This window comes from uncultured Mailhella sp., from assembly GCF_947631555.1.
GTDB lineage: Bacteria > Desulfobacterota > Desulfovibrionia > Desulfovibrionales > Desulfovibrionaceae > Mailhella.
This window is the reverse complement of the sequence record NZ_CANRLT010000023.1, coordinates 1-13,353: the sequence shown is the minus strand read 5'-3', so window position 1 is coordinate 13,353 and position 13,353 is coordinate 1. Positions and strand designations below refer to the sequence as shown.

Below are 13,353 nucleotides of genomic sequence, written 5' to 3'. Positions count from 1 at the left end.
GCTGCGGAGGGCGGGACATCCGCCTTCCTCAGCCTTCGGGAGGAAGCATGACGCAGGATTCCAGAGCCAGCTGGCCTCAGTATTTCATGGATATTGCCTTCCTCGTTTCCGAACGCAGCACCTGCCTCCGCAGGAAGGTGGGGGCCGTTGCCGTGAAGGACAAGCGCATTCTGGCTACCGGCTACAACGGCGCACCTTCCGGCGTAGCTCATTGCCTGGAGTCCGGATGCCTGCGTCAGGAGCTGGGCATACCTTCCGGGCAGCGGCATGAGATCTGCCGCGGTATCCATGCTGAGCAGAACGTCATCATTCAGGCCGCCATGCACGGCATTTCCCTCAGAGGAGCAGAGCTGTACTGCACGACCTTCCCCTGCTTCATCTGCTCAAAAATGCTCATCAACTGCGGTATCCGGCGCATCTGGGTTTCCGAGAACTATCCCGATGAGTTTTCTGCGTCCATGCTCAGGGAAGCGGGTGTTGAGGTAATCCATCTTCGGCACGAAACGCATTGTCCCGCGGAAGATGACGGAGAAGTTGGAGAGACGCGGTGAACGATCTGCACGAACGCTTCATGCGCGAAGCCCTGGCGCTCGCGGAACGGGGAAGGTGGCATACGGCCCCGAATCCCACGGTGGGCGCCGTTCTCGTGCAGGATGGGCGCATTGTCGCAGAGGGCTGGCATGCCGTGTACGGACAGGCTCATGCTGAGGTGAACTGTCTGCGCGATGCCGCAGAGAGGGGCGTTGAGCCTTCCCGGTGTACGCTTTACGTCACGCTGGAGCCGTGCAGTCATCAGGGCAAGACACCGCCCTGTACCGAAGCCATTTTGAAAGCCGGCATACGCCATGTGGTCATCGGAATGCCGGATGTCAACCCAAGGGCCGCCGGGGGCGCGGACGTTCTGCGTGCCCACGGCGTCCGCGTGGAGATGGGTATCCTCGAAGCCGAATGCCGCGAACTCGCCGCCGATTTCATCGTCTGGCAGACGCAAAGGCGTCCCTGCGTCATTCTGAAGATGGCCGCCTCTCTGGACGGACGCATCGCCACACGGGAGGGACGCGGTCAGCTCCTCTCCCACGAGGGTTCGCGGGCCGAGGTCATGCGCCTGCGGGAACATGTGGGGCTGGCCGGAGGCGCGGTGCTCGTGGGGGGCAATACCTTTTTCATGGATGATCCCCGGCTGACGGCGCGCACGTCAAAGGTTCGCCGTCAGCCGCTGGCAGCGGTGCTGTCCTCCAGGCTTCCGTCCCCGGAAAATCCGGGCCGCATGGTGGAAGAGCGCTCTGGAGACTGCGTGTTCTTCACGTCCTTTGTGCAGGCGGACACGCCTGCCGCCAGCGCGCTGCGGGAGCGTGGCTGTCGGGTTTTCGGCGTGGACGCCGGGCCTCGCGGACTCGATGTCATGCAGATGCTCATCCATCTGCGGGAGACAGAGGGCTGCCCCTATGTGCTTTGCGAGGGCGGGGGCAGGCTTGCGCTCTCCCTGCTCGAAGCCGGAACGGTTGACGAATTTCATCTTCATCTTGCGCCGCTTATCCTCGGAGACAGCTCGGCACGGCCTTTGTTCAGTGGCCGGAGTGTGAACAGCATGGAAGAGGCGCTGCGGATGCGGGTGGTCAGGATTTCTGCGGTGGATGGGGATGTTCATCTGTATCTGAGACCGATCAGGAGCTGATATGTTCACAGGACTTATCGAAGGACAGGGTCAGGTCGTGGCCGTGGAGAAGCAGGGCGGGGATGTGCGTTTCCGCTTTCGTCCGCTTTTTGAGTGGAATGCGCCCAAGATCGGGGAATCCGTGGCCTGCAACGGCGTCTGCCTCACGGTGGAGACGTGGCTTTCCGCTGGTCCCGAATTTACGGCCTTTGCTTCGGAGGAAACGCTTTCCTGCAGCAATCTGAAAGATCTGTCTCCCGGATCACTGGTGAACATGGAGCGGGCCATGATCCCCGGTCAGCGTGTCGGCGGGCACATCGTGAGCGGACATGTGGATACGGTGGCTCGTGTGGAGCGTATCACCAGGGTGGGACAGTCGCACCGTGTGCGCCTGAGCTTCGATCCGGTGTGGAATTCCCAGATCGTGTCCAAGGGTTCGGTGGCGCTTGACGGCATCAGCCTTACGGTGAATGCCTGCGGAGCCGGTTTTATCGAAGTGAACGTCATCCCCGAAACCTGGCGCGTGACTACGGCGGCCCGCTGGGGCGCAGGTTCTGCAGTGAATCTGGAAACCGACATCATCGGCAAGTATGTGGACAGTCTCACAGCGCCGTACAGAAAGGAAGACTCGGCCGAATCCCGAGTGACCATGGATCTTCTGCGGCGCACCGGCTTCAGCTTCTGAGAGCGAAGGACAGGGGAAAAGGAAGTGACTGGGAAAAGCCTATTCATCAAACGTTCCGAGGCTTGAAATCTCCCCTTCAGAGGAAAAAGAGTGATTGACAAAACGGCAAAGCCGATGAAATTCTTTTCTGTGCTCTCTTCCTTCAGGAAGTGACCATCTGCATGAATCCATCTGCCGGCTGCGGAGTCAGTCGGAAGAGTGGCCGGCTGAGGATTGAAACCTCTTGGCATCCGGCGCGATCTGCGCGATGATGAAACTGCGGAGGAGGCGGCATTGTCCGGCTTTCGGCAGTAGGCAGAGAAAGGAGCACGCCGTGGCGCGTGTTGGGGTTTAGCGAGGAAATCATGTATACAGTAAGAACCATAGAAGGACAGCTCAATGCCAGAGGCGTGAAGATCGCCATCGTGGCATCGCGTTTCAACGATTTTGTGGTGCAGCATCTTATCGACGGCGCCGTGGACTGTCTTGTCCGGCATGGTGCGTCTCTCGATGATATTTCCGTGATCCGTGTGCCCGGCGCGTATGAGCTGCCGCTGCTCTGTAAGAAGCTCGCCGAGCGCGCTCAATATCATGGCATCATCGCTTTGGGAGCCGTGATCCGCGGCGCCACGCCTCATTTTGACTATGTGTGCGCCGAAGCCTCTAAGGGCATAGCACAGGTCGCGCTTCAGTCCGGCCTGCCCATCGGCTTTGGACTTCTGACCACCGACAATCTTGAACAGGCCATTGAACGCGCCGGAGCCCACGCGGGCAACAAGGGCGCGGAGACTGCCGCGGCGGTTCTGGAGACTATCCGCGTCATGGAGCAGCTCTGATGGCGAATAGAGAGCCTTCCCGCCACTCACAGCGTATGCTGGCCTTCCACACCCTGTACAGTCAGGAATTTCTGAGCTGTTCCACGATGGAGCATCTGCAGCAGATTTTTCTGACCGTTCCGCGTCAGGGCGATTCCACGGAGAACGAGGCGTCCGGCTTTGCCTGGGAGTTGGTTCAGGGCGTCTGGGAACATCGCGGGGAACTGGACGGCATTATCGAGAAATATGCCTGCAACTGGCGTCTCGACAGAGTTGGCAGAGTGGAGCTGAATCTGCTTCGCCTCGGCGTGTACGAGCTGCTCTACCGCGCCGATGTGCCTCCCCGGGTGTCCATGAACGAGGCTTTGGAGCTGGACAAGCAGTATGGCGATCCCGGCTCCAGCGCCTTTGTCAACGGCATCCTGGACGCGGTGTACAGGGCTTTGGATAAGGGTGAACTCGGCGTCCGCTGACGCGCAATCAGACAGGCAGGCGGAGCGTCCCGCGGCCTTCAAGGAAAAAAGAATGGCACTTTCGTCTCGTTATGATCCTCAGTCTTTGGAAGAAAAATGGCAGAAGATCTGGTCCGAAAAGGGCGCTTTCGACTGTGACATTGATACGTCCAGGCCCAAGTATTTTTTGATGGAAATGTTCCCGTATCCTTCAGGCAGGATACATATGGGCCATGTGCGCAACTACTGTCTTGGCGATGTACTGGCCCGCTTCCGTCGCCTTCAGGGCTATAACGTCCTGCATCCCATAGGCTGGGACGCCTTCGGCCTGCCTGCCGAAAATGCGGCCATCAAGAACGGAACACATCCGGCGAAATGGACGTATTCCAATATTGACAATATGCGCGCTCAGCTCAAGCGCATGGGCTACGCGTATGACTGGAGGCGGGAAGTCGCCACCTGCCGCCCTGAATACTATCGCTGGGAACAGGAATTTTTCCTGAAATGCCTGAAGAAGGGCCTTGTCTACCGCAAGGAGGCCCCGCAGAACTGGTGCCCGAGCTGCCACACCGTGCTGGCCAACGAACAGGTGGTGGATGGCAGGTGCTGGCGCTGCGACAGCCCTGTGGAACAGAAGGATCTCACGCAGTGGTTCTTCCGCATCACCGCCTACGCGGACGAGCTTCTGGCCGACCTCAAGAAGTTGGAAGGCGGCTGGCCCTCACGTGTGCTCACCATGCAGCACAACTGGATCGGGCGTTCTACCGGCGCGGAGATTGCCTTCCGCATCGAAGGCCGAGAGGAGGACATCAAGGTCTTCTCCACCCGTGCGGACACGCTGTTCGGCGTCACCTTCATGACGCTTGCGCCCGAACATCCATTGGTGGAATCCCTCATCGCCGGCCGAGGGAACGAACCTGAAATCCGCGCCTTCATCGAGCGCACCCGCAACATGGATCGTCTGGATCGGCAGTCCGAGACTCTGGAGAAAGACGGCGTGTTCACTGGGGCCTACTGCATCAATCCCTTCACCGGCGACCGCATCCCCATCTGGCTGGGGAATTTCGTTCTGGCCGACTACGGCACGGGCGCGGTCATGGCCGTACCCGCCCACGACCAGCGCGACTTCGACTTTGCCCGGCGCTTCGGCATCGAGATCAAGGTTGTGGTCAGTCCCGCGGGACAGGAGCTTGACCCCGCTTCCATGACGGAAGCCTTTACCGAACCCGGCGTTCTGGTCAATTCCGGCGAGTTCACGGGTATGCCCAACGATGAAGGGCGCGAAGCCATCATCAGGAAACTGGGCGAGACCGGCAGAGGCGGCCCAACGGTGAATTATCGCCTGCGCGACTGGAATATTTCCCGCCAGCGCTACTGGGGTGCGCCCATCCCCGTGGTCTACTGCGAGCGCTGCGGCGTTCAGCCCGTGAAGGAAGAAGATCTGCCCGTGCTGCTCCCGCTGGACGTGCAGACCTGCGATGACGGGCGTTCCCCCCTGCCTTCCACCCCGTCTTTCGTGGAGACGGTTTGCCCTTGCTGCGGTGGTCCGGCCCGGCGCGAGACGGACACCATGGACACCTTTGTGGAATCTTCCTGGTATTTTGCCCGCTATACCTCGCCGCGCAAGGACGATGCTCCCTTTGACGAGAAGGCGCTGAAGTACTGGCTGCCCGTGGATCAGTATATCGGCGGAGTGGAACACGCCATCCTGCATCTGCTGTACTCCCGCTTCTTCACCAAAATGCTGCGTGACTGCGGTTATTTCCCCAGGGAACTGGACGAACCTTTCAGCCGGCTGCTCACGCAGGGCATGGTGCTGCTCGGAGGCAGCAAGATGTCCAAGTCCAAGGGAAATATCGTGGATCCCGATGCCATGGTGCAGAAGTACGGTGCGGACACGGTGCGCCTGTTCTGCCTCTTTGCCGCGCCGCCGGAACGCGACTTCGACTGGACGGACAGCGGTATTGAGGGCGCTTCCCGCTTTGTCAGCCGCGTGTGGCGTATGTTCGCTGACATGGAAGCGCTGCTTGCGCCCGTGAAGGCGTGTTCCGACCTCTCCCCCGCCAGGGATGAAGCCATCCGTAGTCTGCGCCGTATCGAACACGCCACAGTGAAGAAGGTCGGGGACGACATCGGCAGCCGCAGCCAGTTCAACACGGCCATCGCCGCGATCATGGAACTCGTGAACGCCGTGAACCAGTACCGTGAAGAACTGGCCACCACACAAGCCGGGTGTGCCTGCCTGTCTTCCGCCATGGCCACGGTGCTGACCTTGCTCTTCCCCTTCACCCCGCACCTCTGCGAGGAGATCTGGCAGGCTCTGGGGCATGAGGACATGCTTGACGCCGAGACCTGGCCCGAGTGGAAGGAAGAGGCTCTGGCCCGCGATGCCATCACTGTGGTGGTGCAGGTGAACGGTAAGCTCCGTGGCCGCGTGGAGGTTCCGGCGGGAAGCGGCGAGGACGAAGTGCGGGGAGCCGCGCTTGCCGATGCTGCTATCGTGCGGCATCTCGAGGGCAAGACGGTACGCAAGGTGATCGTCGTTCCCGGCAAACTGGTCAATATCGTGGCGAACTGACAATGAAGAACTTCAGGGACAGGTGGTGGAAGCTGCTCGCGGGTGTCTGTCTCGTCATGAGCTTGCACCTGTGCGGCTGCGGCTATGAGATGGACGGCTTTTCCTCGGTCTCGGGCCGTGCGCAGAGCGTCCTCGGCGACGGGAACAGCACGCTGAAGATCGAACATGTGGAGCAGGTCACCATGTATCCCTGGGTTCAGTATTATCTGAGGGGACTGGCGCGCGATGAAGTGAATCTGCGCCGCCTTGCTCGGTGGGTGGATGACGGCCCTGCGGACTACACGCTGGACATCACCATGCCTGGCTTCCTTGTTCGCTCCTCCGTGAGCAACCGTGTGGACAATACGCTGCTTACCGACACGACCGTCCGACTGGAACTTGTCGTCCGCAGCGGGCGTACCGGCGCGGTGATCTGGCGTTCCGGAGTTGTCCGCTACAATGACAAGTTCGAGACTGTGGACGAGGCAAACGCCATCCGGGATGGTCTGAAGGAGACCATGAGCCGCGCCCTTGACCGTATGCAGCAGAAGTTCTGAACCTTCTGGGAGAAGGCGTCATGGAGCGTCCCGGGTTCTTTTTCAGCATCTGTCCAGACGCCGCGCTTCTGCGCGAGGCACTGAAACGGGATATCTTGGAGCCGCTGGCTTCTCTGAGTCCTGACGTGGCCGTGTTCTGGGGGGATGAGGAACTGGATCGCCGCTTCTGGGACAGGCTTACACTTCAGGGGCTGGACAGTCGACTGAAGGTGCTGGTGGTGCGGGGGGCGCAGCAGCTTCCTGCCGAGACCTGGAAGCAGCTTTCCTCCGCGCTGGCGACACCCCGTCCCGGTGTGCTGCCGGTCTTCTGTCTGGAAGGCCCCTGGGAAAAGGGCCGTCCCAAACTCCCCGCGTCCATCGCCCATCTGAAATGTCTGGCCTTCGCCGACAAGAAGGGCTGGGTCTGGCGCTCCGCCGGGCTGGATGCCCGTTCTCTGCGTTCCTATCTCCAGCGGCAGGCCAGGGACATGGGGTTCTCCCTGACGCCCGATGCCTTGAATATGCTTGCGGAAATACTCATTCCCGACGCCTCCGCCGTGCACGGCGCTCTGGAACAGCTTTTTCTGGCAGCCGAAAACGGAACGGCAGACGCCGCGCTGGTACGGCAGACCACAGAGTTTACGCCGGAGGCCGTGATTTTTGACGTGATCCGGCAGATCGAACGCGGGCAGTCCGCCGAGGTCTGGAAGACGCTTCTGCGCGAAGGGGACGGGGGAGAATCATTGCTTTTTCCCCTGCTTGCACTGCTGGCGCGTGAAGGGCGTATGCTCTGGCAGATGCTGGCCAAAGAGCGCGTCTACTGCCCGCAGTACGTGGAAGCGGAAAAGCGCCGTATCGCTGCCGCGCTGGGCTTTTCCGGATTGGTGCGCCTGTTCGCGGCTCTGGAGCGTGCGGAATGTTCGGTGAAGACCGGCTCCGTGCAGCCCGTCCAGGCCGTGGAAATCCTGACTGCGGAACTTTCACTCCTGTTCCGCCGGCGCTAGAGAGTTCTATGCCTGACAGAGAACCTTCCCAGAACGAACTGCGCAACGGCCACCGAAAGCGCCTGCGGGAACGCCTGCTGGACGATCCCACGAAACTTTTTGACGATGAGCTTGTAGAACTGCTCCTCGGCTATGTCTACCTGCGCCGTGACAACAAGATGCTGGCCAAGCGCCTCATCCAGCGTTTTGGCAGCATTCGGGGCATTCTGGCGGCCAGTCCCGCAGCTCTGCGCAATGTGGAAGGCTGCGGCGAGCCGACAGACGCCGTGCTTGCGCTCCTTCGGGAAATCATGGCTCGCCTTTCGACGGACGCGGTGCCAAGGAAGCAGCCTGTGACGCTGGAAGAACTCATCGAGATGGGGAAGCAGCGCTTGCGCTTCTGTTCTCACGAAGAAGTATGGGCTGCTCTTCTGGACAAACAGAACAGACTGCTTAACTTTATCCGGATTCGCGATGGCTCTGCCGATCATGTGGGACTTGAACCACGGGAAGTGGCGGAGCTGATGTTCGGAGAGAAGGCGAGCAGCATCGTCCTTATGCACAATCATCCGGGAGGCCTGGCAAAGCCTTCGATCTCGGACAGGGATCTGACGGAACGCATCGATACGGCGCTCAAGAGTCTGGGGATGTACCTTCAGGATCATCTGATCATTTCCTCGGATCAGTGCTTCAGCCTGAAACTCGATCGAAGCATCCCATCGCGGTAAGCCGGCGGACACAGAGCGTCCGCACGAGGGTATCATGAGCGATATACAGAAACATAGTTCTGAACCGGCGGACGAGCCGCAGCGCGAAGAGTCATCCCGCGGGCCTGCCCTTGACGACAGCCTTGAATCCGGGCAGGACGCGGGCGCAGAAGACGAGCAGAGCAGCGCCGAACAAGGCGCGGCGGAAAGCCGGAACGAGGGCGAAGGCCCGCATATCCCCGAGATTCTCCCCGTGCTGCCCATGCGCGACTCCGTGGTGTTCAATTCCATGATAGTCCCGCTGTTCGAGGGCCGGGAAAAATTCATTGAAACGGTGGAATACGCCCTGAACGGGAACCGTTTTCTGCTTCTCTGCGCCCAGCGCAATGCCGACGCCGACGAACCCGGTCCTTCCGACCTGTACTCTGTGGGTACGGTGGTCATGCCCCTGCGCACCATACGTGTATCCGGCGGACAGCTGAAGATACTCGCTCAGGCTCTGGCCCGTGCACATGTGGAAGAGTATGAAGTCCACGATCAGGTGATGCTGGCCCGCATCCGTGTTCTCGAAGACGTGACGCCGGAAATTTCCGACGTGGAGTGCGAAGCCTTGATGCGCACGGCCAGAGAGCAGAGCGAAAAGATTCTGCACCTGCGCGGCGTGCCCACGGGAGAAATCATGGGGGTTCTCGCCTCCGTGAACGAGCCGGGCCGTCTGGCAGACATCATCGCCACCAACATGCGGCTTGGCATGACCGACGCTCAGGCCTTGCTGGAATGCCTGGATACCGTGGAACGCTTGAGGCGCGTGAACAGTTTCCTGCTCCGCGAAGCCGAGGTGACAGCTCTCCAGGCACGCATCCAGGGCATGGCCCGCGAGGGTATGGAAAAGACGCAGAAGGAATATTTTCTGCGGGAACAGCTCAAGGCCATCCATGAGGAGCTGGGCGACCGTGTTGACGAGGAAGAAGAACTCCGGCAGCTCAGGGAGAATCTGGACAAGGCAGCTCTTCCGCCTGAAGCTCGGAAGGAGGCGGACAAACAGCTCCACCGTCTTTCTTCCATGCACAATGAGTCCGCCGAAGCGACCGTGGTGCGTACCTATCTGGAACTGCTCTCCGAGCTGCCCTGGAAGAAGACTTCCCGCGACCGCCTGGATATCGCCAGAGCCGCGGAGATTCTGAACGAAGACCACTTCGGCCTGGAAAAGGTCAAGGATCGCATTCTGGAATTTCTCAGCGTGCGCAAGCTGAATCCTGCCTCCCACGGTTCCGTGCTATGCTTTGTCGGGCCTCCGGGTGTGGGCAAGACTTCTCTGGGGCGCTCCATAGCCCGCGCCATGGGGCGCAGATTCCAGCGCATTTCTCTGGGAGGAATGCGCGACGAAGCCGAGATCCGCGGTCATCGGCGCACCTACATCGGCTCCATGCCGGGCCGCATCATTCAGGCCGTGCGTCAGGCGGGCACACGGAATCCTGTCATTGTTCTGGACGAACTGGACAAGCTGGGAAGCGACTTTCGCGGAGACCCGTCCTCCGCCTTGCTGGAGGCGCTGGATCCTGAACAGAACGCGCATTTCAGCGACCATTACCTGAACTTGGAATTTGACCTCTCCAAGGTGCTGTTCCTGTGTACGGCCAACCAGCTCGACACCATTCCGCCGGCACTTCTCGACCGGCTGGAGGTCATCCCGATTTCCGGCTATACCGAGCAGGAAAAACTTGCCATTGCCAAAAAGTACCTGCTGCCGCGCCAGATCGCGAACAATGGCCTGAAAGCCGGGGACGTTGCCTTCCGCGGCAGTGCGCTCACGCGCATCATCCGTTCATATACCCGTGAGGCCGGGCTGCGCAATCTGGAGCGCGAGATTGGCAGTGTGTGCCGCAAACTGGCCCGCCGCAAGGCTGAAGGCGAGAAGCCTCCCTTTGCGGTGACACCAGCAGTGGTTTCCAGGCTTCTGGGAGTTCCGCCCTTCCGCGATGAAGAGAACGAAACACAGCTCATTCCGGGCGTGGCCCTCGGCCTTGCCTGGACGCAGGCTGGCGGGCGTGTTCTGCATGTGGAAGTGAGCGCCATGAAGGGTAAGGGCGGGTTGCTGCTCACAGGGCAGCTCGGTGACGTGATGAAGGAGAGCGCGCAGGCTGCCCTGACCTACGCCCGTTCCCATGCCGCAGAGCTGGGCATCGACCCCGAATGCCATGAAAACATGGACATCCACATCCACGTTCCCGCGGGGGCCACGCCCAAGGACGGACCTTCCGCAGGCGTGACGCTGGTTTCGGCTCTGGTTTCGGCGCTAAGCGGCCGTCCCCTGCGGGGAGATACCTGCATGACCGGCGAGATCACCCTGCGCGGTCGAGTCCTGCCCGTGGGCGGCATCAGAGAAAAGATACTGGGAGCCGTGGCCCTGGGGCTGAAACGTGTGGTCATCCCTTCCCAGAACCTCAAGGATTTGGAGGAGATACCCCACGGCCTCAGGGAGCGCATCGAGATCCACAGCGTTGAGACCATCGACGAACTGCTGCCTCTCGTGTTCACGCCCGAACAGTGACGAAATGTTTTGCAGGGCTTCAGTCCCGCTGCCGGATTCGGCAGCGGGCTTTCGTTTTCGATTTGCCATCATGGGCGGAGCGATATACTGTGGAGGCGCGGGCGGTGCAGCAGGACATCTTTCAGGATGGCGCACCGCTTTGTGAAAAATTTTTATCAAAAGTTCCTTTGAAATTTGAAATCGCTCCCTTTGGTGAGGGACAAGCCGTATGATTCTCCCTGCCGGCTGCGGAATCAGTCGGAAGAGCGGGCTGATTGCGGCTCGAACACAGTATGGAACATTTCGCTTCGCTGCGTTTAAAAGGCATCATCGCCGCGCTCTGGACAGGGAACCTGCTGGCTCCGTTGCTCATGAGCGGCGTTGCTGCCATGCTTCCCGCCATCGGCTCCAGCTTCGGCGCGTCCGCCGTGGAGCTGTCTCTCGTCATGGTCTGCTACAACCTCGGCCAGACGGTTTCCCACCTCGCTGCCGGGAAAATGTGCGTCATTCACGGAACGAAGCGTTTTCTGCTGTTCTCCATGGGGTTGTTCGTTGCACTCAGTCTGCTGCTGGCGAGCGCTTTCGCCATGCCCGCGGTCATCGGTCTGCGGCTTGCCCAGGGCATTTCCGCCGGAGGTATTTCCTGCTGCGTGACGGCACTGAGCTTTACCATCGCCCCGCCCGAACACCGCGGCAAGGTCATTTCCATCGTGCTGACGGCGGTGTACCTGGGCCTGACGCTGGGTCCGCTGGTCTGCGGCGGTCTGACGGAGCTTCTGAACTGGAGACTGGTATTTGCGCTTGTGGCCGCTCTGGGCTGCGTAGTGTTTGTTCTGCTCCGAAGCGGTCTGCCGCCGGACAAGTCCGCATCCGGGGAGCGTTTCGACGTGCCCGGAGCACTGCTCCTGTTTCTGGGGCTTTCCGCCGTTACCCTTGGCGCGGCCTGCGCCTTTCTGCATCCTGGCGTGATCTGGTTCTTCCCCACGGGACTTGTCCTGACAGGATTGTTTTTGCGCCGTGACTGGCGTTCTCCGCACTCCATCCTTGAACTGGCGCTCCTCAGCGGGGTGCGGGGCGTCTTCTCCGGCCTGCTGGCCACGTTTGTCAACTACGGCGCCATCATGGGACTTTCCCTGTTCTTTTCCTTGTACCTTCAGCAGGTGCTGGGGCTGAACGCCTTTCAAGCCGGTATGGTTATGATGGTGCAGAGTTTTGCCCAGCTCCTCTTCACTCTGCCTGCCGGGGGCTGGACGGATCTCTTCGGTGCGGCGCGGGTGGCTTCATTGGGGTTGGCGGTTTCGGCGGCCGGACTTGCCGGCGTCCTTCTGCTGGATGAACACAGTTCCCTGGCGGCAGTCTGTGTCTGTGAAGCGCTGCTCGGCGGCGGAGTGGGCGTGTTTGCCGCGTCCAGTATGGCGGCCACGCTTGAGCATGTGCCGGCACCACAGATTTCCGTGGCCTCTGGTCTTTTGGGCTGTATGCGCACCCTTGGCGGACTGATGAGCAACATGACGCTTTCCTGCACCATTGGATTCTTCATGGGAAGCGCCGTGGTCTCGCCCGCTAACACCGGGCTTTTTCTCGCCGCCTCACGCTGCGCCCTTATTCTGTTCATCGCCATGAACCTGCTTGGGCTTGCGGTCATGCTCCGCACGGCGCGCAGACGCTGACAGACGCCTTGCCGTGAGCGAAGTGTGCGTGTAGCATGGCGTTACGTTCCAGAGGCGGAGGAGAACACGCATGGCAGGCACATGGTTCGGCGGCAAAAGGCCGCACAGCAGCAGTACAGACCGCCGGGTTCCGGCGCGGCACAACACTTCCAGTGATTCCGCAGCGGACGCGCCCGAACAGACGACAGCCTTTGCGGGCCGTCATTTTGAGGGGCTTGGCGATGTCTGGGACGCCTTTTTTCCTGGCGGAGGCAAGACGTACAGAGACTATGCGCAGAGACTCATCGCCGAAAGCCGCGCCTGCGGGCCGGCTGTGCCGCGCCCCGATGGCTCTCTTTCCCTGCTCATTGCCCGCCCGCCAGTGGGTGGCGTTGGCGTCCACTCCTACATTCTCATCAAGGGCGACCGTTCCAGTGCGGATTTTACGGGTGGTTATCCCTTTCTGGAAGGTGCGCCCATGCGGGCGGTGCTGGAAGAAAGCTATCCGTGGGCCAACGGACTTTCCGGGTCTGTGGCGCTGACCTCGAAGGATGGACGCTGCCGTCTGGCCTGCTTTCTCGCCGCGTTTTTTCTCCATGTTCCGGTGCTCACTCCAGGCCGGGAGCTGGATTTTCGGGTGGCGGCTCTTGCCTGTTCGCTGAAAAAGGAAGAGCCGCACGGAGCACAGCTCGGCAATCCGGCACCTCCGGCCTTTTCTGGAAAGGCCGCTCTGCTGCCGCTCAGTGTGGCGGACATGTACGCCTTTCAGCTCCCTGTACTGGGATGGGAAAGAGTGGAATGCCTGG

The 13,353-nt window shown here is 60.7% G+C and carries 12 protein-coding genes; all 12 read left to right on the top strand.

The genetic code is table 11. The features are described 5' to 3' along the window. Window positions 1-47: 47 nt before the first annotated feature. The gene (locus tag Q0Z94_RS04935; RefSeq protein ID WP_298067914.1) at window positions 48-551 is read left to right on the top strand and encodes a cytidine/deoxycytidylate deaminase family protein; all 504 of its coding nucleotides are present in this window, start codon (window positions 48-50) and stop codon (window positions 549-551) included. Beyond that, entirely contained in the window at window positions 548-1,675 is a 1,128-nt protein-coding gene (gene ribD / locus Q0Z94_RS04930; protein ID WP_298067913.1) for a bifunctional diaminohydroxyphosphoribosylaminopyrimidine deaminase/5-amino-6-(5-phosphoribosylamino)uracil reductase RibD, read from the top strand. Before Q0Z94_RS04935 ends, ribD begins: the two co-directional genes overlap by 4 nt. A 1-nt stretch (window position 1,676) precedes the next feature. Then, window positions 1,677-2,339 carry a riboflavin synthase gene (locus tag Q0Z94_RS04925; protein ID WP_298067912.1) on the top strand — a complete coding sequence of 221 codons (663 nt, stop codon included), beginning with the start codon at window positions 1,677-1,679 and terminating at the stop codon, window positions 2,337-2,339. A 344-nt stretch (window positions 2,340-2,683) separates the two neighbouring features. After that, on the top strand, window positions 2,684-3,154 hold the full coding sequence (gene ribE / locus Q0Z94_RS04920) for a 6,7-dimethyl-8-ribityllumazine synthase (protein WP_298067911.1): 471 nt from the start codon (window positions 2,684-2,686) through the stop codon (window positions 3,152-3,154). Next, on the top strand, window positions 3,154-3,606 hold the full coding sequence (gene nusB / locus Q0Z94_RS04915; RefSeq protein ID WP_298067910.1) for a transcription antitermination factor NusB: 453 nt from the start codon (window positions 3,154-3,156) through the stop codon (window positions 3,604-3,606). The genes ribE and nusB overlap by 1 nt, the downstream gene beginning before the upstream one ends. 52 nt (window positions 3,607-3,658) lie before the next feature. Further along, window positions 3,659-6,163, top strand: coding sequence for a leucine--tRNA ligase (gene leuS / locus Q0Z94_RS04910; RefSeq protein ID WP_298067909.1), 2,505 nt, complete (start codon window positions 3,659-3,661; stop codon window positions 6,161-6,163). A 2-nt stretch (window positions 6,164-6,165) separates the two neighbouring features. Next, window positions 6,166-6,699: a hypothetical protein gene (locus Q0Z94_RS04905; RefSeq protein WP_298067908.1), complete on the top strand. Its 534-nt coding sequence runs from the start codon at window positions 6,166-6,168 to the stop codon at window positions 6,697-6,699. A 20-nt stretch (window positions 6,700-6,719) separates the two neighbouring features. Further along, complete coding sequence (locus Q0Z94_RS04900) at window positions 6,720-7,682, top strand: DNA polymerase III subunit delta (protein WP_298067907.1); 963 nt, start codon at window positions 6,720-6,722, stop codon at window positions 7,680-7,682. Between the two features lie 8 nt (window positions 7,683-7,690). Further along, on the top strand, window positions 7,691-8,389 hold the full coding sequence (locus tag Q0Z94_RS04895) for a JAB domain-containing protein (protein ID WP_298067906.1): 699 nt from the start codon (window positions 7,691-7,693) through the stop codon (window positions 8,387-8,389). Between the two features lie 34 nt (window positions 8,390-8,423). Next, window positions 8,424-10,919 carry an endopeptidase La gene (lon, locus tag Q0Z94_RS04890; RefSeq protein ID WP_298067905.1) on the top strand — a complete coding sequence of 832 codons (2,496 nt, stop codon included), beginning with the start codon at window positions 8,424-8,426 and terminating at the stop codon, window positions 10,917-10,919. Between the two features lie 272 nt (window positions 10,920-11,191). Beyond that, window positions 11,192-12,568, top strand: a complete 1,377-nt coding sequence (locus Q0Z94_RS04885; RefSeq protein ID WP_298067904.1) for an MFS transporter — start codon at window positions 11,192-11,194, stop codon at window positions 12,566-12,568. A gap of 70 nt (window positions 12,569-12,638) precedes the next feature. After that, window positions 12,639-13,353 (top strand): hypothetical protein (locus tag Q0Z94_RS04880; protein ID WP_298067903.1); only part of this gene is annotated, 715 nt, incomplete at its 3' end.

What these genes read in the sequence shown, in the direction of transcription:
- Q0Z94_RS04935 (WP_298067914.1), top strand. Translation starts at nt 48, where the DNA reads ATGACGCAGGATTCCAGAGCCAGCTGGCCTCAGTATTTCATGGATATT.
- Q0Z94_RS04925 (WP_298067912.1), top strand. Translation starts at nt 1,677, where the DNA reads ATGTTCACAGGACTTATCGAAGGACAGGGTCAGGTCGTGGCCGTGGAG.
- ribE (WP_298067911.1), top strand. Translation starts at nt 2,684, where the DNA reads ATGTATACAGTAAGAACCATAGAAGGACAGCTCAATGCCAGAGGCGTG.
- nusB (WP_298067910.1), top strand. Translation starts at nt 3,154, where the DNA reads ATGGCGAATAGAGAGCCTTCCCGCCACTCACAGCGTATGCTGGCCTTC.
- leuS (WP_298067909.1), top strand. Translation starts at nt 3,659, where the DNA reads ATGGCACTTTCGTCTCGTTATGATCCTCAGTCTTTGGAAGAAAAATGG.
- Q0Z94_RS04905 (WP_298067908.1), top strand. Translation starts at nt 6,166, where the DNA reads ATGAAGAACTTCAGGGACAGGTGGTGGAAGCTGCTCGCGGGTGTCTGT.
- Q0Z94_RS04900 (WP_298067907.1), top strand. Translation starts at nt 6,720, where the DNA reads ATGGAGCGTCCCGGGTTCTTTTTCAGCATCTGTCCAGACGCCGCGCTT.
- Q0Z94_RS04895 (WP_298067906.1), top strand. Translation starts at nt 7,691, where the DNA reads ATGCCTGACAGAGAACCTTCCCAGAACGAACTGCGCAACGGCCACCGA.
- lon (WP_298067905.1), top strand. Translation starts at nt 8,424, where the DNA reads ATGAGCGATATACAGAAACATAGTTCTGAACCGGCGGACGAGCCGCAG.
- Q0Z94_RS04885 (WP_298067904.1), top strand. Translation starts at nt 11,192, where the DNA reads ATGGAACATTTCGCTTCGCTGCGTTTAAAAGGCATCATCGCCGCGCTC.